Source organism: Bradyrhizobium sp. WBOS08, assembly GCF_024585125.1.
Classification (GTDB): domain Bacteria; phylum Pseudomonadota; class Alphaproteobacteria; order Rhizobiales; family Xanthobacteraceae; genus Bradyrhizobium; species Bradyrhizobium japonicum_B.
Map to the genome: position 1 here is coordinate 403300 of NZ_CP028988.1, position 18028 is coordinate 421327.

Sequence of the window (18028 nt, forward strand, 5' to 3'; positions counted from 1 at the left end):
TTCTGGTCCCGGCTCTGCGGAGCGTCACTTCATGCCGCGCCGCGTCCGGGACATGAGACCGCCTCACACCACCGGCTTCACGCCCGGCAGCGCCCGCACCAGCTCGCGGAACTTGGTGCCGCGGATCTCGAAGTTGCGGTACTGGTCGAAGGAGGCGCAGGCGGGGGACAGCAGCACGACGGCGTCGGTGAGGCCTGCGGCATCCGCATCGCGCGCGGCATGCGCGACGGCGACGTCGAGCGTCTGGCTGATCTCGTGCGGCACCTGCGTGCCCAGCGTTCCCGAGAACTCCTGCGCGGCCTCGCCGATCAGATAGGCTTTTCGGATGCGCGGGAAGAAGCCGGTCAGGCCGGTGATCCCGCCGGCCTTGGGCTTGCCGCCGGCGATCCAGAAGATGTCCGAAAATGACGACAGCGCATGCGCGGTGGCGTCGGCATTGGTGCCCTTGGAATCGTTGACGAACAGCACGTTGCCGCGGCGGCCGACCTGCTCCATGCGGTGCGCAAGGCCGGGAAAGCTGCGCAGGCCGTTCTGCAGCACCTCCAGGCTGATGTCCATCGCGAGCGCGGCGGCGGCAGCACAGGCCGCGTTCTGCGCGTTGTGCTGGCCGCGCAGCGAGCCGATGCCGCCGAGCGCGCCCACTTCGCTGCGGGCACCGCCCGAAGAACGCACGATGTCGCCATGCTCGACATAGATGCCGCTCGCCAGCGGGTTCTTGACGGAGATGCGCACCACGTTCTTGCCGGCGCGGTCGAGCCGGTCGGCGATGTCGCGGCAGAAGCCGTCGTCGACGCCGACGATCGCCGTGCCGCCGTCCTGCACGCCGGCGACGAGGCGCTCCTTCACGGCGGCATAATGTTCGATGGTGCCGTGGCGGTCGATGTGGTCCTCGCTGACATTGAGCAGGATGCCGACGGAGGGATCGAGCGAGGGCGTGAGGTCGATCTGGTAGGACGACATCTCGATGACGTGGACGCGGCCCATGCGCGGCGGCTCCAGCGACAGGATCGCGGTGCCGATATTGCCGCCCATCTGGGTGTCGTAACCGGCGACCTTGGTGAGATGCGCGATCAGCGCCGTCGTGGTCGACTTGCCGTTGGTGCCGGTGATGGCGACGAACGGCGCGTCCGGCGCGTGGCGGCGCCGCTCGCGGCAGAACAGCTCGATGTCGCCGATCACCTCACAGCCGGCCTCGCGCGCCTTCAGCACGCTCCAATGCGGCACCGGATGGGTCAGCGGCACGCCGGGCGCCAGCACGAGCGCGACGAAATTCGCCCAGGACACGTTGCGCAGATCGGCGGTGATGAAACCGGCCTGCGCGGCCTTAGCGACGTTCTCGGCATTGTCGTCGGCGGCGATCACCTCGGCGCCACCCGCTTTCAGCGCGTGGCAGGAGGCGAGCCCCGAGCCGCCGAGGCCGAACACCGCGACGGTCCTGCCGGCGAAGGAAGTGACGGGGATCATCGAGCGATCACCGCAGCTTCAGCGTGGACAGACCGGCGAGCGCCAACATCACCGAGATGATCCAGAACCGGATCACGATCTGCGGCTCGGTCCAGCCGAGCTGCTCGAAATGGTGGTGGATCGGCGCCATCTTGAAGATGCGCTTGCCCGTGAGCTTGAACGACACCACCTGCACGATGACCGAGACCGCCTCCAGCACGAACAAGCCGCCGATCACCGCGAGCACGATCTCGTGCTTCACCGCGACCGCGATGGCGCCGAGCATGCCGCCAAGCGCGAGCGAGCCGGTGTCGCCCATGAAGATCGAAGCTGGTGGCGCATTGAACCAGAGGAAGCCGAGGCCGGCACCCAATAGCGCGCCGCAGAGTACCGCGAGCTCACCGGTGCCGGCGACATATTTGATCTGGAGATATTCGGCGAACACCGCGTTGCCGGCGAGATAGGCGATCATCGCAAAGCTCGCGGTCGCGATCATCACCGGCACGATGGCGAGGCCGTCGAGACCGTCGGTGAGGTTGACCGCGTTGCCGGAGCCGACGATGACGAAGGCGCCGAAGATGACGAAGAACCAGCCGAAATGCAGCACGGTGTCCTTCAGGAACGGAATCGTCAGCGCGGTCGAGGCGGGATCGCGGTTCAGCCGCACCAGCGCGTAGCAAGCCACCAGCGCGATCGCAGCCTCGATCAGGAGGCGAAGCTTGCTGCCGAACCCGGTCGTGGTCTGCTTGGTCACCTTGAGGTAATCGTCATAGAAGCCGACGAAGCCGAAGCCGAGCGTCACCGCCAGCACGATCCAGACATAGGGATTGAGCGGATTGGCCCACAGCACGGTGCCGACGGTGAGGCCGGACAGGATCATCAGCCCGCCCATCGTCGGCGTGCCCTTCTTGGCGAGATGGGATTGCGGACCGTCGCTCCGGATCGGCTGGCCCTTGCCCTGGCGGATGCGCAGATGGTCGATGATCCAGGGCCCGAACAGGAACACGAACAGCGCGCCGGTAACCACCGCGCCGCCAGTGCGGAAGGTGATGTAGCGGAAGACGTTCAGGAAGGTGCGGACGGCACCGAAGCCCGGAAATGTGTTGGAGAGCTCGATCAGCCAGTAAAACATTCAGTCGGTCCTATCGCGCCAATGCACGCGGTCTTGGCCTGGGTATTCGCTTGAACGTGCCTCACGCGCATTCGCTGTCTTCATCATGGGTCGCGCGCCCCAGGGAAACCGGATCGCTTCGCGCCGCAAAGGGTTAAGATTCGGGAGCGGCGCCTTCCAAGCAGTTTACGCCTTCGCCTGCAAGGCGGCCACCAGGCCGGGTACAAACTTGTTGACCCAGAACATCTTCTTGCTCCCCTTGACAACCACGACATCGCCTGCCTGCAGCAGATTTGCGACCTCGCCCGGCTTCAGCGTGGCCGGATCATCGTGCCAGCCGAGGCGCTTGCCTGACGGCAGCACATCGTAGAGGTGGCGCATCAGGGGGCCGACGCAGTAGACCCCGTCGATCCCGTCGAGATGCTTGGCAAGGGCGGTGTGGTAGTCCGGCGCGTCTTCGCCGAGCTCCAACATGTCGCCGAGGACCGCAATGCGGCGGCCGCCGCTCATGTGGCGGGCCTGAAGGCTCTGCAGCGCGGCAGCAACGCTGGCCGGATTGCCGTTGAAGCTGTCGTCGATCACGGTGATGCCGCCGACCGTCTGCTCGACGCCGCGGCCGGTCATGATGCCGACGCGGTCGAGCTTGATCGCGAGCGTCGCCGGATCGAGATGAGCCGCGCGGATCGCGGCGAGCGCGGCCAGCGCATTCTGCACGCGGTGCGGCGCGCCCGGCGTGAGGCTGAAGGCGATCTCCTTCTTGCCGATCATGGCCACGACCTGCCAGCTCTCGCCATGCGGCGCGTGCGCGACCTCATGCACCTCGGCGTGCTCGCCGAAACGCACGACCTTGCCTTTCCATTCGGAGGCCTTGAGTCCCGCAGGCAGCACCAGCACGCCGTCCTCGGGCAGGCCGAGCGCGATCGAGACTTTCTCGTGCCTGATAGCTTCGAGCGAGCCGAGCTTTTCCAGATGCACGGGCTGGACGTTGACGACCAGCGCCACCGTCGGCCGCGTCAATTCGCTGAGCCGCGCGATCTCGCCTTTCTGGTTCATGCCCATCTCGACGACCCAGAGGCTGGCGTTGGGCCGCGCGTTGCACAGCGTCAGCGGCACGCCCCAGAAATTGTTGAAGCTCGAAGGGCTGGCATAGGCGTTCGGATAGGCCGCCAGAAACTCCTTGGTGCTGGTCTTGCCCGCGCTGCCGGTGAGCCCGATCACCGGCCCCTTGAAACGCGCGCGCCCAGCGCGTGCGAGGCCCCAGAGGCCGTCGATCAGCGTGTCCTTGACGACGATCTGGGGAATGCTGATGCCCGCGATCTGGTGCGGCACGATCATGGCGACCGCGCCTGAAGCCTCCGCCTTGTCGGCGAACTCCCAACCGTCGCGCGCGCTGGCGAAGGCCGAGACGAAGCCGCCGCTCGGCGTGCCGCTCAGCGCCACGAACAGGCTGCCCGGTTTCACCAGGCGGCTGTCCTGGGTGACGAAATCGATCGGGGTGTCCGGGAACGATCCGTCCGCGCCCAGCGCGCGCGCCACTTCGGCAATCGTCCATATCGGCGCGCTCATGCAATCCTCGACGCTAATGCGGCGGCGACCGCCTCGTGATCACTGAAGGGCAAGACCTCTCCGCCGACGATCTGCCCGGTCTCGTGGCCCTTGCCGGCGATGAGCAGCGCATCGCCCTCCTGCAATTCCTCGATCGCGGCGCGGATCGCAGCAGCGCGGTCGCCGATCTCGCGGGCGTCCTTGGCGGTGGCGAGGATCGCGGCGCGGATCGCTTCCGGCTTCTCGCTGCGCGGATTGTCGTCGGTGACGATGATGCCGTCGGCATTCTCGGCCGCGATCTCGCCCATGATCGGGCGCTTGCCGGCATCGCGGTCGCCGCCGGCGCCGAACACGACCACCAGCCGGCGCTTGGCATAGGGCCGCAGCGCCTGCAGCGCCTTCGCCAGCGCATCGGGCTTGTGCGCATAGTCGACGAAGATCGGCGCGCCGTTGCGCTCGCCGACGCGCTCTAATCGTCCCTTGGCGCCTTCGAGATGCTCCAGGTTCGCGAACACGTCGGCTGCATCGCTGCCGGTGCCGATCGCAAGACCGGCCGACACCATTGCGTTCTCGATCTGGAATTCGCCGACCAGCGGCAGCCGGATCGCATGGCGCTTGCCGCGATGTTCGAGCGTCAGCCGTTGCGAGAAGCCTTCGACCACGGCTTCGGTGAGACGGATGCCCTCGCCCGCCCCGTCGCCGCTGCGGCCGACCGCCATCACGCGCAGGCCGCGCGCCTTCGCTGCATCGATCGCCTCTGCCGAGCAATCATGATCGGCAGAGATCACCGCCGCGCCGCCGGGCGGCACCAGCTCGCGGAACAGGCGGAGCTTCGCCGCGAGATAATGTGCGACGGTCGGATGGTAATCCATGTGGTCGCGCGACAGATTGGTGAAGCCGGCGGCGGAGACGCGCACGCCGTCGAGCCGGTACTGATCGAGCCCGTGCGACGACGCCTCGAAGGCGAGATGCGTCACGCCCTCGCGCGCGATCTCGTCGATCTGCCGGTGCAGCGCGATCGGATCCGGCGTCGTCAGCGAGCCGTAGATGGTGCGTTTGGGCGAGACGAGGCCGATGGTGCCGATGCTGGCGGCGGCATGCCCGAGCCGCTCCCAGATCTGGCGCGTGAAGGCTGCGACCGAGGTCTTGCCGCTGGTGCCGGTCACGGCCGCGATGGTCGCCGGCTGGGCGGGGAAGAAGTTGGCAGCGGCCAGCGCCAGTGCGCGGCGCGGATTGGCAACCGCGACGAACGGCACCTTGCCCGCGACCGGCGCATGGTCACCGACGACAGCCACGGCGCCCGCGGCAACCGCAGCATCAATGAAACGCGCGCCGTCGGTCTTGCTGCCCGCCAGCGCGAAGAAGACATCGCCCGGTTTGACCGCGCGGCTGTCGAGCGCAAGGCCGGTCACATCGAGCGCGGCGGCAGCGGGCTCGAGCGCGGCGTCATCGCCCAGAATATCCTGACCCAGGAGGTCGCGCAGCTTCATGGTCTTCCAGTCGACATGCCCTGCCGGGAAGCCGAATCCGGGGAAAATCCCGACTCAGCCGCGGCGAAAGCCTACCCCGTTGATTACTGGGTTGTCCTGGATGCTGCAAGAATAAGGCGCTCCGCAGGCGGCAGGTCGAACCGCGGCTCGACGCCCAGAAGCGGCGCGATCCGCTCGATCACCTTGCCGCCGGTCGGCACCGCGTTCCATCCCGAAGTGATGAAACCATGCGTCTCGGGCAATGCCTGCGGCTCGTCCAGCATGATCAGGACGTGATATTTGGGGTCGTCGCAGGGCAGGATGGCGGTGAACGAGTTGAGCACGCGCTTCTTGGCGTAGCGGCCGTTGATGACCTTCTCGGACGTGCCGGTCTTGCCGCCGACATAATAGCCCTTGACGTCCGCCTTTCTTGCCGAGCCGACTTCGGCATTAAGCCGCATCAGGAACCGCATCTTGTCGCTGGTGTCCTGCTTGATCACGCGCTTGGCCAGCGCCGCGGCTTCGGATTCGCTGCGCTTCATGAACGTCGGCGGAATCAAATGGCCGCCGTTCACCAGCGCGTTGATGCCCATTACCGCCTGGAGCGGCGCCACCGACATGCCCTGGCCGAAGGCGATGGTGACGGTGTTCAGTTCCCCCCAGCGTCGCGGCACCAGCGGCGCCGCGCTTTCCGGCAGCTCGGTGCGCAGCCGGGTCGTCTGTCCCAGCTTGGTGAGGAAGGCCTTGTGCGCCTCGACTCCCTGGTTGAGCGCAATCCGTGCCGCGCCGATGTTGGAAGAGTAGGTGAACACTTCCTTGGTGTTGATGAAGCGCCCGAGCGGATGGCTGTCGTGGATGGTGAACTTGCCGTAGTGCAGGTTGCCGCGTGCGTCCCACATCGAGTTCAGATTGATCTTGCCGGAATCCAGCCCCATCGCCAGCGTGAACGCCTTGAAGGTCGAGCCCATCTCGTAGACGCCGGTGGTCAGGCGGTTGATGCGGTCGGGATCGTGCGCTTCCTTCGGATTGTTGGGATCGAAATCCGGCAGCGACACCATCGCGACGATCTCGCCGGTCTTGACGTTGGAGACGAGGCCGGAGGCGGCCTTGGCGTGGAACTTGTCCTTGGCCTTCAGCAGCTCGTCGCGCAACGCGTGCTCGACGCGCAGATCGACCGAGAGTTCGATCGGTTTCTGCAGCCGGTCGGTAGCGAATCCGGCGCGGTGGAGATCGGCGAGGCCCTGATTGTCGAGCCACTTCTCCATGCCGGCAATGCCCTGGTTGTCGATGTTGACGAGGCCGATGAGGTGGGCGACCTCGTTGCCGGTCGGATAGACGCGCTTGTTCTCGCGCAGGAAGCCGATGCCGGGAATGCCGAGCTTGTGAATCGCCTGCTGCTGCTGCGCCGTGACCTCGCGCTTGAGCCAGACGAAGCCCTTGCGCGTCCTCAGGCGTTCGCGCACCTCGGCCTCGTCGAGGTCGGGCACGGTCGCGGTGAGAAGCTCGATCGCCTCGTCCTTGTCGATGATGCGGCGCGGCTCGCCGAACAGGCTCGCCGTTTTGACGTCGGTCGCCAGGATCGCGCCGTTGCGATCGACGATGTCGGGCCGCGCGGTCGCAACCACCTCCTGCGAGGCCGCGCGACGCGCACTATGGGCATCGGCGCCGATCGCAAACATCACGAGCCGGCCGCCGATCAGGGCATAGACCAAGGCGAAGGCGAGCATGGCGAGACCGACGCGTGCGCGCGCCTTTACGGCGCGGTCGACGTTGCGTCCGTACAGCAGGCTGCGGATCAGACGCTGCCGCCAGGGTTCTGCAGGCTTGGCCGGAGTCACAGCGCTCATTGCTTGTCCTCGGGCTGAGGCACGGAGCCCGTCACATTGTCGGGATCGCTGGCGGCTTCGATGGTGTTGAGCATGGCCCCGATCGGATCGGGCTCGCCCGGCCTGAACATCCGTGGCGGACGCTCCGGCAGGTTCTTCAGCGAATCGTACTGCGTGCCGTTGACCGGCCTGAGCTGCAGATGCCGGTCGGACAGCCCTTGCAGCCGCTGCGGCGCATCGAGCTTGGCCCACTCGGACCGCAGCGCCGCGATCGCGTCGCGCTGCTCGCGGATCTCCGCATGCAGCCGCAGCACCTTCTCGGTGCGCGCGGTGGAGTCCATCTTGATCCGGTAGACATAGGCCGCCGCGAAGATCAGCGCGCCGATGACGATGAGGTGGATGATGCGCATCCGCTACCCGCCCCTGATCACGTCGGAGAGTTTCGGCCAGGACGATTGCTCGCCATCCTGATGCGCCGGTGCCGAGGTGCGTTCGGCCGCGCGCAATTTCGCGGAACGCGCCCGCGGATTATGCGCGACTTCGTCGTCACCGGCGACGATGGGCCGCCGCGTCAGCAGCTGGAAGCTCGGCGCAACTTGCGCCAGTTCCGGCAGATGCCGCGAGCCGCCGCCGGTCTTCGAGCGCTCGGAGAGGAAATTCTTGACGATGCGGTCTTCGAGCGAATGAAACGAGACCACGACGAGGCGGCCGCCGGGCTTGAGCACGCGCTCGGCGGCCGCCAGCGCGGTCTGCAGCTCATCGAGCTCCTCGTTGACGAAGATGCGCAAGGCCTGAAAGGTCCGCGTCGCCGGATGAATGTCGCCCGGCTTCGATCGCACCACCCTGCCGACGAGATCGGCAAGCGCGCGCGTGGTCGTGAACGGCGTCTCCTGCCGATCGGCCACGATGGCGCGGGCGATGCGGCGCGAATGCCGCTCCTCGCCGAGCTGATAGATGATGTCGGCGAGATCACCTTCGGAGGCACGCGCGACGACGTCGGCTGCGGTCGGCCCTGACTGTCCCATCCGCATGTCGAGCGGACCGTCGAGGCGGAACGAGAAGCCGCGGCCGGCTTGGTCGAGCTGCATCGAGGAGACGCCGACATCCATCACGACGCCGTCCACGGTGTCGATGCCCTGTGCCGCGCAGACATCGGCGAGATTGGAAAAGCGGTCCTCGACCAGGGTCAGCCGGCCGGCGGAGCGTTCGACCAGCGCGGCACCGCTTGCGATCGCCGTGCGGTCGCGATCAATGGCGATGAGCCGGGTTCCCGGCACGTCCAGGATCGCACGGCTATAGCCGCCGGCACCAAACGTGGCGTCGACATAAAGGCTGCCATCGCGCGGAGCGAGATGGGCGATGGCCTCGCGGCCAAGAACGGGAATGTGCGGGGCCGGGCTCATGCGCCACGCCCGCCGAAGGCCCTGCCTGACGTCCAAGCGAGATCGGGGACGAACAAGCCCATAACGCCTCGAATCATTCCGCGTCGCGGCGGTTCCACGACAAAGCCCCAGTCCGGCATGGTTACCGAGCCCGGTCGTCCCGGGCCGCAGACCGAGTGTTCCGAGCGGAATTTGTCGGGCAGCCATGGGATTTCGAGCCAAAATACGCTTTGGCCGCCTCCGGACGCGGGTCGGCTCTTCAGCTCTCAGTAACGGCCCTTAGCGTTAAGAAAGCGTTGATCGACTCGTTACAAGTCGCAAAGGTGAAGCGGCGGTGATGCCTCTTCCACACACATCCGCAAAATGCATCCGTTAACCGCGCCGCGCGATTGCGCACGGTTGACGGTAAAGGAATAGTAAAGAGAAGGGCTTGGCCCATTCGCGTCCGACCTGAGTTGTCCATGCCGCCGTCCGGTTCGTCCACACCATCTGGAACTGATTCGAAGCGCCACCGCGTCCTCCCGGTTCCCAAGGCCGCGGCGAACATGCGGACGTTCGAGCCGGACTCCTCGATCGTCTCCGACATCATCCCTTCGCCGAATTACGGCGAGCGCAACAAGGGACGGCAGCCCGATATGATCGTGCTGCACTACACCGGCATGCCCGATGTCGAGGGCGCGCTGGCGCGGTTGTGCACGGCCGGCACCGAGGTCTCGGCGCATTATGTCGTGCTGGAGGACGGCCGCATCGTGCAATGCGTGCCCGAGACCAAGCGCGCCTGGCACGCCGGCGTATCGTCCTGGGCCGGCGAGGACGACATCAACTCCTGCTCGATCGGGATCGAGATCGTCAATCGCGGCCACGACTGGGGCTATCCTGAGTTTCCGCTGCGCCAGATCGCAGCCGTGATCGCGCTGTGCCGCGGCATCATGCTCCGCCGCAAGGTGCCGTCCCACCGGGTGCTCGGCCATTCCGACGTCGCGCCCGCGCGCAAGAAGGACCCCGGCGAGAAGTTTCCGTGGCACTCGCTCGCCAATTCCGGCGTCGGTCACTGGGTCACGCCCGCCCCCGTCGTGCGCGGCGAGACCCTGATGCTCGGCACCATCAGCGACGAGGTGCTGAGCCTGCAGCAGGCGCTCGCCAGATACGGCTACGGCGTGCCGCTATCAGGCAAATACGACGCCGCGACCATGGAGGTCGTCACGGCCTTCCAGCGCCATTTCCGCCCGGCGCGGCTCGATGGCGTCGCGGACCACTCGACGCTGTCGACATTGCAGGCGCTGCTGGCCAGCCTGCCACCGGAAGGGACCACCGTCGCGTCGAAGTGACGACAACAGCCGGACGCGCCATCGCCGTGTCCCGGACACTGGGCACACATCTTCAGGATGAACTGTTGCAGGCCGTACGCTCGGCGATATCGGCTTGACGGGACGGTCACAAATGCCCCATGCGTTACCGGTCAGTCGGCCGGACGGCCGCTCCGGCAGGTGCCGAAAGGCCGCCGGGGAGGAAAGTCCGGGCTCCCTTGACATGCGGTGCCGGATAACGTCCGGCGGGGGTGACCCCAGGGAAAGTGCCACAGAGAACGAACCGCCCCGCTTCGCCTTCGGGCTTGGCAGGGTAAGGGTGAAAAGGTGCGGTAAGAGCGCACCGCGGCTGCGGCAACGGAGCCGGCATGGCAAACCCCACCGGGAGCAAAACCGAATAGGGACGGCGTAGCGGGCTGTTCGCGAAAGCGATAACGCCGCGGGGCGATGTCAGGCCCGCCGTCCGGGTAGGTTGCTCGAGGCCGTGTGCAAACACGGTCCCAGAGGAATGGCCGTCACGTATCGTCCGCGCAAGCGGACGGTGCCCTACAGAACCCGGCTTACAGGCCGGCTGATATCTTGCAACGAGGGGTTCGGCGCCAACGCGCCGGGCCCCTCACCATTTTAGCCAAGCGCGTCGCCCCTAGCCGGTGTCATTCCGGGGCGCGCGTAGCGCGAGCCCGGAATCCATCGCGCAGCAGAATTGGTGGAAGAACGGATTCCGGGTTCTCGCTACGCGCGCCCCGGAATGACGGCGGAAACTATACAACGATCTCGTCCAACATCCGCATCAGCGCCTCCGGCGCAGTGACATTCGGCGCGTGGCTGGCATCGAGCTCGAAAGAGCGCCATCCGTTCTCGTTCTTGGCACGCGTCGTGAATTGCCCGAACACGTCGCCCGGCGGGATGCGGGTGCAATAGATGTAGCTGCGCGGGATCGCCGGCTCGCCATGTTCGAGCCTCAGCTTCGTCTCGAAGCACTTGATGGGCATCGGCACCCGGCGCGCGTTCAGCCAGTCGAGATCGGCCTGCGGCGTATCCGGCGGCGGCGGGTTCGGCGGAATGCGATAGCCGTCGCCAGCGGCTGCCGCCCTTCGCATCGACTCCCGCCCCGCCTCGTTGAGGTCGAACAGCGACTGGCCGTCGCGCGGCACGAAAGCATCGAGATAGATCAGCTGCCTCACACGCTCGCGGGCGCGGTCGGCGACACCGGTCGCGACCATGCCGCCATAGCTGTGGCCGAGCAGCACGATGTCGTCGATATCCTCGAATCTGATGACGTTGAGGATGTCCTGAATGTGCGTGTCGAGATCGATCGCCGGGCTGGCGAGATGCGCGCGTTCGCCGAGGCCCGTATAAGTCGGAGTCACCAGGCGATGACCGGCCTCAGCCATCAGCGGATGCATCTTCTTCCAGGCCCATCCGCCGGACCATGCGCCGTGACAGAGCAGGAAGGTGTTCGCGCGGGCGGCCATCGGCGTTTCCATCGTTTTTATTCTTTCGACGATGAAGTGTAGCGACCGGCCGCGTGATGTAAACGCCGCCTCAGGCGGCGCGGGCGTCGGCCTTCACCAGCACGGGCGCGAGCTCGCCCGCCTCCCGCCGCAGCTTTCCCGCCTCGAATCCGTGCATGCCGAGCTGCCATTGCAGCCCCACGATGGCGCCCTTGGTCGGCTGCAGCAATGCGAGCGAGGCGAACAGCGTCACCGGAAGCCACACGGCGAGCTGCAACCATTCCGGCGGCGCATAGGCGGTCTCGACCGCGAGGATCGCCGGCACCACGAGATGGCCGACCACGACCATCACGAGGTAGGCCGGAAAGTCGTCTGCGCGCTGGTGAAACAGCTCCTCGCCGCAATGATCGCAACGATCGGCGACTTTCAGGAAACGGCCGAAGAGATGCCCTTCGCCGCAATTCGGGCACTTGCCGCGAAAGCCGCGCCACATCGCCTTCCCCAGAGAGACTGAACCGGCCGCCATGACCACACCTCTTCCTTTTCGACGACCCATACAATAATAGGCTGTATCCATACATTCAAAGGATAAGGGCCGGAATTGCATGGATTGGATCCCGACAATCTCGGAGCTGTCAGGCCCGCGCTACCAGCGCATCGTCGAGGCCATGGAGGCGGACATCGCCGCCGGCCGGCTGGTGCGCGGCCAACAGCTGCCGACGCAGCGCGCGCTGGCGAAAGCTCTCGGCATCGATCTCACCACGGTGACGCGCGCCTACACCGAGGCGCGGCGCCGCGGCATCCTGGAGGCGCGGGTCGGACAGGGTTCGTTCGTGTCGGAGACCAGCGCGCGCCGCGCGGTCGACCTGCCGCATCCCGTCGCAATCGATCTGTCGATGAACGTGCCGCCGCATCCGCTGGAGGCGCAGCTCGACGAACGCATCATCGCCGGGCTGGAATCCATCCGCGCGCAATCGGGCCTGACGGCGTATCTCAACTATCAGCCGCCCGGCGGCAGCGCGCATGAGCGCGAGGTCGCGGCGCGCTGGATGCGCGGGCGGGTGCCGCACGCCCATGCCGACAGACTCGTGGTCTTTCCCGGCGCGCAGACGATCCTGTTCAACCTGCTCGCGCACCTCGCGAAGCCCGGCGATATCGTGCTGACGGAGGCGCTGACATTCCCCGGCATCAAGGCCGCGGCCGAGCAGCTCGGCATCAAGCTCGTCGGGATCGCCATGGATGACGGCGGCATCCTGCCCGATGCGCTGGCCAAGGCCTGCCGCGTGCACAAGCCTAAGGCCGTCTATCTCATTCCGACGTTGCACAATCCGACCACAGCGACGCTTTCTGCCGAGCGGCGCGGTGCCGTTGCAAAGATCATCCGCGACGCCGATACGATCCTGATCGAGGACGACGCCTATGGCCTGCTCGACCGCTCGGCATCGCCGATCGCCAATCTCATTCCCGAGCGGACTTATCTCGCGACCACGCTGTCGAAATGCATCGCACCGGCGTTGCGCGTCGCCTATCTGGTGACGCCCGACGGCGACGCGCAGCGACAGATGCGCACGTCCCTGCAGGCGACCGTGCAGATGCCGGCGCCGCTGATGGTCGCACTGGTGACGCATTGGATCGAGACTGGCGTTGCCGATCGCATCATCACCGCCATTCGCAACGAAGCAATCGGCCGGCAGCAGCTCGCGCAACGCACGCTGAAGGGCTTCCAATTCCTGGCGAGGCCGGCAGCGCATCATCTATGGCTGCGGCTGCCCGAGCGCCGGCCCGATGTCGCCGCAGATCTGCTGCGGAACGGACTTGCAGTCGTCGCCGCCGATGCTTTCACGGTCGGCGGGACGCCGCCGCACGCGGCCCGCGTCTCGCTGGGGGCGGCCCGGAACAGATCTGAATTGACGGAAGCGCTGCGCATCCTGGTCGGCGCGCTGCAGAAGCCCGCCGACACCAGGCAAATCGTCTAGACCATCGACGACGAGGGCGATGGCCGCAGCGCACGATCGTCGCCGCCCTTCGCGAAAGCCCGACGCGCCGCAGATCACGCTTGCATGCGGGATGGATTGACTTGCACGGCAGCAAGCGTGCTATGCGGGCGGCGGCGATCGACAATTCGGGATCGCCGCGGCGAAGGACAATCCGTTGGAAATGCTCACCTACGTCCTGCTGCTCCTCGGCGCGTTGGCCGGCGGCTTCGTCTCGGGGCTGGCAGGGTTCGGCACGGCGTTGATGGCGCTCGGCATCTGGCTCTACGTGCTGCCGCCCTCGCTCGCGGTGCCGCTGGTGCTGATCTGCTCGGTGATCGCGCAGACCTCGACGTTGCCGTCGATGTGGAAGAGCTTTGACCTCTCGCTGGTCTGGCCGTTCCTGATCGGAGGGCTGGCCGGTGTGCCGCTGGGGACCATGATGATCGCCTCGGCCGATCCCAAAGTGTTCAAGCTGAGCGTCGGCATTTTAATTCTGATCTTTTCGAGCGCGATGTATCTGAACAAGAGGCCGCTCGCGATCACGTTCGGCGGCCGCATCGCCGACGGTGCGATCGGCTTTGCCGGCGGCATCCTGGGCGGCCTCGCCGGATTGTCGGGTCCACTGCCGATCCTGTGGGCCAACATCCGCGGCTGGAACAAGCACGAGCGGCGCGGCATCTTCCAGCTCTTCAATTTCACGGTGCTGGCCACCGCGCTGGTGCTGCAGACCGCATCGGGTCTCGTCGAGCTCAAGGTGGTCTGGCTCGCACTGGTCGCCTTTCCCGGCACCTTGATCGGCGCCTGGGCCGGCGCACGCGTCTATCATGCCCTCAACGACAAGCATTTTGGCGATGTCGTGCTCGGTCTGCTGTTCCTGTCCGGCCTGACCCTGGTCTGGAACAGTCTCGGCGCGCTCTAAAGCGCGATGAGATTTGGATGAATCGTCATCGCGCTTTAGGTTGTTGTTTGCGCATGATCTTGCCGGAAAACCGCTACGCACTTTTCCGGATCATGCTTTAGCTCTTCCGTCCTTCCAACGAACGCAACACAAGGAACAAGCTGCCGTCACACCGGCTCGCGGGCGAGAGGCGCGACGGGTTCGGGGGTCTCCTGCTCCGAGGTCCTCACCTTCGGCACCAACGTCAGGCGCTTGTTGAACTCGCGATGCAGCAGCCACAGGCTCAAGCCGGCCTGCAACGTGGTCGTTGCGACAGAGAGATACCAGACGTGCTCCATGCGGAAGCCCGGCAGCGTCGAGAGCCAGATCGCCGGCAGGGAGTAGGTGAGCACGCGCGTCGCCGAGGTCAAAAGCACCGGCTTGGTGTTGCCGAGGGCCTGGAACATGCTCGAGCAGGTGAAGATCAGCCCTTGCGCGATCATGTTGAGCGAGATGATCCGCAGGAACAGATAGGCGATCTCCATGGTCTCGCGGTCGTTCGAGAATCCGCCGAGCAGCAACTCCGGCGTCACCTGCGCAAGGATCATGAAGCCGGCCATCACGAGCGTGACGATCAAAGCGGTCTTGATGAAAGTTTCCCGCACGCGCGCCGCATTGGCTGCGCCGAAATTCTGTCCAGCGATCGGCCCGGCCGCCAGCCCGACCGCGAGCGCAGGCATGTTGATCAGGCCGAGCACGCGCTGCCCGATGCCGAATCCCGCCTGCGCCGCCGCGCCGAAATCGCGCAGCACGTAATAGACCACCGCCATGAAGATGAACATCATCGCGAACTCGCCGCCGGCCGGCAGGCCGACGTCGAGAATGCGCATGAGATGGCGCGGATGCGGCCGCCACTGCGCCGCGCTGAAGGCGACATAGCGCTCGACCTTGCAGAAATAGACCAGCAGCATCAGCGCGCCGAGGGCGACCGCGATCGAGCTCGCCAGACCCGCACCGGCAACGCCGAGCGCATGGCCGGTGCCCCAGCCCGAGATCAGAACCGGCGCCAGGGCGATATTGATGACCACGGCAAGCGTCTGCACCAGCATGACGGGACGAACGATACCGGTGGCGCGCAGCGCCGATCCCATCACCTGGGTCGCGAACTGCAGCGCGAGCGCCGGCATGAACCACAGCAGGTAAGTGGTCCCGGTCTCGATCGTGGCCTGGTCCGCGGCGATCGAATGCATGTAGGGGCGCGACAGCACGGCACCTGCGACCAGGGTCAACACTCCGAACAGCACCGACAGCACCATCGCCTGGTTGAAGATCAGGTTTGCATCCGCCCGGTCCTTGCGTCCCACGGCATGCGCGATCAGCGCCACCGCGCCGACGCCGAGCACCTGCATCAGCCCGTTGACGAGGAAGCCGGCATTGCCGGCCGCGGCAACGCCCGCGACCGCGGCATCGCCGAGGCCCGACACGAAGTAGAGGTCGACCAACTGGCAGATCATGATCGTGACCATGCCGACCATGATCGGAGGGGCCATGGCCAGGATGTGTCTCACGATGGAGCCGTTCGTCAGGTCTTTCATGTCGTTCCATCCTTGACGCATTCCTTAACGCGTTCTTGCGGCGTGACGGCGGAGCCTCCGCCGCCCCGCGCCGTTCATTCCGCCGCCGCGATATGCCCGAGTTCCACCACCTGGCGCTCGAACAGGCCGCGATAGATGCCGCCGGGCTTGCTCGCGAGCACGGCGTGGGTGCCCTGCTCGACGATCTCGCCGCGGTCGAACACCAGGATGCGGTCGAGGCTCCTCACCGTCGACAGCCGGTGCGCAATCACGATCGAGGTGCGGCCCTTCATCAGCCGCTCCATCGCCTGCTGGATCAGCGCCTCCGATTCCGAATCCAGGCTCGAGGTCGCCTCGTCCAGGATCAGCACCGGCGCATCCGCCAGGAACGCGCGCGCCAGCGCCACGCGCTGCCGCTCGCCGCCCGACAGTTTCACGCCGCGCTCGCCGACCAGCGTGCCGTAGCCCTTCGGCAGGCGCAGGATGAAGTCGTGCGCATTCGCCAGCCGCGCCGCCTGCTCGATCGCCTCCAGGCTGGCACCCGGCCGGCCGTAGGCGATGTTCTCCGCAAGCGTGCGGTGGAACAGGATCGGCTCCTGCTGCACGATCGCGATCTGACTGCGCAGCGATTGCTGCGTGGCGTGCGCGATATCCTGCCCGTCGATCAGCACGCGGCCGCCGCTGACGTCGTAGAGCCGCTGCACCAGCTTGACGAAGGTGGTCTTGCCGGAGCCCGAGCGTCCGACCAGGCCGACGCGTTCGCCGGCGCGGATCGTCACCGACAGTCCGTCGTAGAGCGGCGCGCGATGGCCGCCATAATGGAACGTGACGTCGTCGAACACGATCTGGCCGCCCTCGATCGCGATCGGCCGCGCATCGGACGCATCCACGATCCCGATCGGCTCGTCATGGATCGCCACCAGCTCGTCCATGTCGTTGACCGAGCGCTGGAGGTTGTTGATGTGCATGCCGACGTCGCGCAAATACGCGTGAATGACGTAGTAGCTCGTCAGCACATAGGTGACGTCGCCGGGCGATGCGTGACCTGACATCCACAGCAGCACCGATCCGCCGATCACGGACGCGCGCAGGCACAGCAGCAAGGAAAGCTGCGACATCGCCGTGTAATTATAGCGAAACCAGGTTCGCCGCACGCGCACCCGCCAGCGGTTGATGACACGGGCGAGCCGCGTGTCCTCGCGCGCTTCCGCGCCGAAGGATTTCACCACCGCGTTGCAGGTCAGCGCGTCCGCCAGCGTGCCGCCGACCTTGGTGTCCCAGGCATTGGAGACGCGTGCGGCCGGCGCGATGTAACGCGTCGAGAACACGACCGTCGTGGTGACGTAGAGGATCGCCCCGATCGCGATCACGAGGCCGAGCGAGGTCCAGTGCACGCCGATCAGGATCATCGAGCCGACCAGCACCAGCAACGAGGGCGCCAGCGCCATCAGGATGGTGTCGTTGAGCAGGTCGAGCGCCCACATGCCACGGGTGATCTTGCGCACCGTGGAGCCGGCAAAGGAGTTCGCGTGCCAGTCGGTCGAGAAGCGCTGCACGCGGGTGAACGCGTCCTGCGCGACGTCGGACATGATCTTAAGCGTGAACGGCACGATCGCCTGGAGTCCGATAAGCCGCAGCACCATCGAGGCCGCGCCCAGCGCCACGATCGCGCCGAATGCCACCAGCGCGGCGTGGCGCGCCTCGGGATCGGACGGGCCGCGCGTCAGCGCATCGACCAGGTGTCCCGAGAACACCGGCATAAACAGATCGGCGATGGTCGCACCCAGGAGGCCGCCGGCCACGATCAGGCCGCGCCCCGGCTGCTTCAGCCAGTGCCGGAATACGAAGGGCAGCACCACGCGAATGGCGGCGGGTCTCTTGGACAGAGCGGTCATGACATCATCCGGCCGCACGCGCGGGCCGGCTCCAACGGCGGACACAGGCCGACCACGAGGGCCGAACGGCGTCACTCAAAACTGACTTTGACTTGCGAAGCGGAGCGATCGGGACGCTTGGTCGAAACCTTGGCCCAATCGAAGCTGGCGGAAGAGGCCTCTAACAGGC

The 18028-nt window shown here is 66.3% G+C and carries 14 protein-coding genes and 1 other RNA gene; 4 read left to right on the forward strand and 11 right to left on the reverse strand.

All coding sequences use genetic code 11. From position 1 onward, the window contains the following. Positions 1-63: 63 nt before the first annotated feature. The 7 genes from murD to rsmH all read right to left on the reverse strand — a co-directional run bounded on the left by murD (position 64) and on the right by rsmH (position 8797). Entirely contained in the window at positions 64-1464 is a 1401-nt protein-coding gene (gene murD, locus DCM80_RS01875) for a UDP-N-acetylmuramoyl-L-alanine--D-glutamate ligase (RefSeq protein ID WP_257195476.1), read from the reverse strand. A 7-nt stretch (positions 1465-1471) separates the two neighbouring features. Then, positions 1472-2575 (reverse strand): phospho-N-acetylmuramoyl-pentapeptide-transferase, encoded by a 1104-nt coding sequence (gene mraY, locus DCM80_RS01880; RefSeq protein ID WP_257195477.1) that lies wholly within the window; start codon positions 2573-2575, stop codon positions 1472-1474. A gap of 165 nt (positions 2576-2740) precedes the next feature. Next, positions 2741-4120 (reverse strand): UDP-N-acetylmuramoyl-tripeptide--D-alanyl-D-alanine ligase, encoded by a 1380-nt coding sequence (gene murF / locus DCM80_RS01885; RefSeq protein ID WP_257195478.1) that lies wholly within the window; start codon positions 4118-4120, stop codon positions 2741-2743. Then, positions 4117-5589, reverse strand: a complete 1473-nt coding sequence (locus DCM80_RS01890) for a UDP-N-acetylmuramoyl-L-alanyl-D-glutamate--2,6-diaminopimelate ligase (RefSeq protein WP_257195479.1) — start codon at positions 5587-5589, stop codon at positions 4117-4119. Before DCM80_RS01890 ends, murF begins: the two co-directional genes overlap by 4 nt. A gap of 83 nt (positions 5590-5672) precedes the next feature. After that, positions 5673-7415 (reverse strand): penicillin-binding protein 2, encoded by a 1743-nt coding sequence (locus tag DCM80_RS01895; protein WP_257177041.1) that lies wholly within the window; start codon positions 7413-7415, stop codon positions 5673-5675. Next, positions 7412-7804, reverse strand: a complete 393-nt coding sequence (locus tag DCM80_RS01900) for a hypothetical protein (RefSeq protein WP_028138080.1) — start codon at positions 7802-7804, stop codon at positions 7412-7414. Before DCM80_RS01900 ends, DCM80_RS01895 begins: the two co-directional genes overlap by 4 nt. A 3-nt stretch (positions 7805-7807) precedes the next feature. Then, positions 7808-8797, reverse strand: a complete 990-nt coding sequence (gene rsmH / locus DCM80_RS01905; protein ID WP_257195480.1) for a 16S rRNA (cytosine(1402)-N(4))-methyltransferase RsmH — start codon at positions 8795-8797, stop codon at positions 7808-7810. A gap of 524 nt (positions 8798-9321) precedes the next feature. Here rsmH and DCM80_RS01910 point away from each other — a divergent pair. Beyond that, positions 9322-10104, forward strand: coding sequence for an N-acetylmuramoyl-L-alanine amidase (locus tag DCM80_RS01910; RefSeq protein ID WP_028138082.1), 783 nt, complete (start codon positions 9322-9324; stop codon positions 10102-10104). Between the two features lie 131 nt (positions 10105-10235). Beyond that, positions 10236-10662: RNase P RNA component class A (rnpB, locus tag DCM80_RS01915), an RNA gene on the forward strand. Positions 10663-10844: 182 nt separating this feature from the next. On the opposite strand, the gene DCM80_RS01920 is transcribed toward rnpB, so the two are convergent. Beyond that, a complete protein-coding gene (locus DCM80_RS01920) occupies positions 10845-11558 on the reverse strand; it encodes an alpha/beta fold hydrolase (RefSeq protein ID WP_257195481.1) in 714 nt (237 codons plus the stop codon). Positions 11559-11628: 70 nt separating this feature from the next. Next, entirely contained in the window at positions 11629-12093 is a 465-nt protein-coding gene (locus tag DCM80_RS01925) for a DUF983 domain-containing protein (protein ID WP_257177037.1), read from the reverse strand. A gap of 49 nt (positions 12094-12142) precedes the next feature. On the opposite strand from DCM80_RS01925, the gene DCM80_RS01930 reads away from it, so the two are divergent. Next, the gene (locus DCM80_RS01930) at positions 12143-13513 is read left to right on the forward strand and encodes a PLP-dependent aminotransferase family protein (protein WP_257195482.1); all 1371 of its coding nucleotides are present in this window, start codon (positions 12143-12145) and stop codon (positions 13511-13513) included. Between the two features lie 175 nt (positions 13514-13688). Beyond that, positions 13689-14432 carry a sulfite exporter TauE/SafE family protein gene (locus DCM80_RS01935; protein ID WP_257195483.1) on the forward strand — a complete coding sequence of 248 codons (744 nt, stop codon included), beginning with the start codon at positions 13689-13691 and terminating at the stop codon, positions 14430-14432. Between the two features lie 146 nt (positions 14433-14578). Here DCM80_RS01935 and DCM80_RS01940 read toward each other — a convergent pair whose 3' ends face one another. Both DCM80_RS01940 and DCM80_RS01945 read right to left on the reverse strand, forming a co-directional pair. Then, positions 14579-15985: an MATE family efflux transporter gene (locus tag DCM80_RS01940; RefSeq protein WP_257195486.1), complete on the reverse strand. Its 1407-nt coding sequence runs from the start codon at positions 15983-15985 to the stop codon at positions 14579-14581. 74 nt (positions 15986-16059) lie between these two features. Next, a complete protein-coding gene (locus DCM80_RS01945; RefSeq protein ID WP_257195487.1) occupies positions 16060-17859 on the reverse strand; it encodes an ABC transporter ATP-binding protein in 1800 nt (599 codons plus the stop codon). Positions 17860-18028: the final 169 nt, after the last annotated feature.

Bases quoted from the DNA above. Each gene is read 5' to 3' on its own strand.
- murD (WP_257195476.1), bottom strand. From the start codon at position 1,464: ATGATCCCCGTCACTTCCTTCGCCGGCAGGACCGTCGCGGTGTTCGGC.
- mraY (WP_257195477.1), bottom strand. From the start codon at position 2,575: ATGTTTTACTGGCTGATCGAGCTCTCCAACACATTTCCGGGCTTCGGT.
- murF (WP_257195478.1), bottom strand. From the start codon at position 4,120: ATGAGCGCGCCGATATGGACGATTGCCGAAGTGGCGCGCGCGCTGGGC.
- DCM80_RS01890 (WP_257195479.1), bottom strand. From the start codon at position 5,589: ATGAAGCTGCGCGACCTCCTGGGTCAGGATATTCTGGGCGATGACGCC.
- DCM80_RS01895 (WP_257177041.1), bottom strand. From the start codon at position 7,415: ATGAGCGCTGTGACTCCGGCCAAGCCTGCAGAACCCTGGCGGCAGCGT.
- DCM80_RS01900 (WP_028138080.1), bottom strand. From the start codon at position 7,804: ATGCGCATCATCCACCTCATCGTCATCGGCGCGCTGATCTTCGCGGCG.
- rsmH (WP_257195480.1), bottom strand. From the start codon at position 8,797: ATGAGCCCGGCCCCGCACATTCCCGTTCTTGGCCGCGAGGCCATCGCC.
- DCM80_RS01910 (WP_028138082.1), top strand. From the start codon at position 9,322: ATGCGGACGTTCGAGCCGGACTCCTCGATCGTCTCCGACATCATCCCT.
- DCM80_RS01920 (WP_257195481.1), bottom strand. From the start codon at position 11,558: ATGGCCGCCCGCGCGAACACCTTCCTGCTCTGTCACGGCGCATGGTCC.
- DCM80_RS01925 (WP_257177037.1), bottom strand. From the start codon at position 12,093: ATGGGTCGTCGAAAAGGAAGAGGTGTGGTCATGGCGGCCGGTTCAGTC.
- DCM80_RS01930 (WP_257195482.1), top strand. From the start codon at position 12,143: ATGGATTGGATCCCGACAATCTCGGAGCTGTCAGGCCCGCGCTACCAG.
- DCM80_RS01940 (WP_257195486.1), bottom strand. From the start codon at position 15,985: ATGAAAGACCTGACGAACGGCTCCATCGTGAGACACATCCTGGCCATG.
- DCM80_RS01945 (WP_257195487.1), bottom strand. From the start codon at position 17,859: ATGACCGCTCTGTCCAAGAGACCCGCCGCCATTCGCGTGGTGCTGCCC.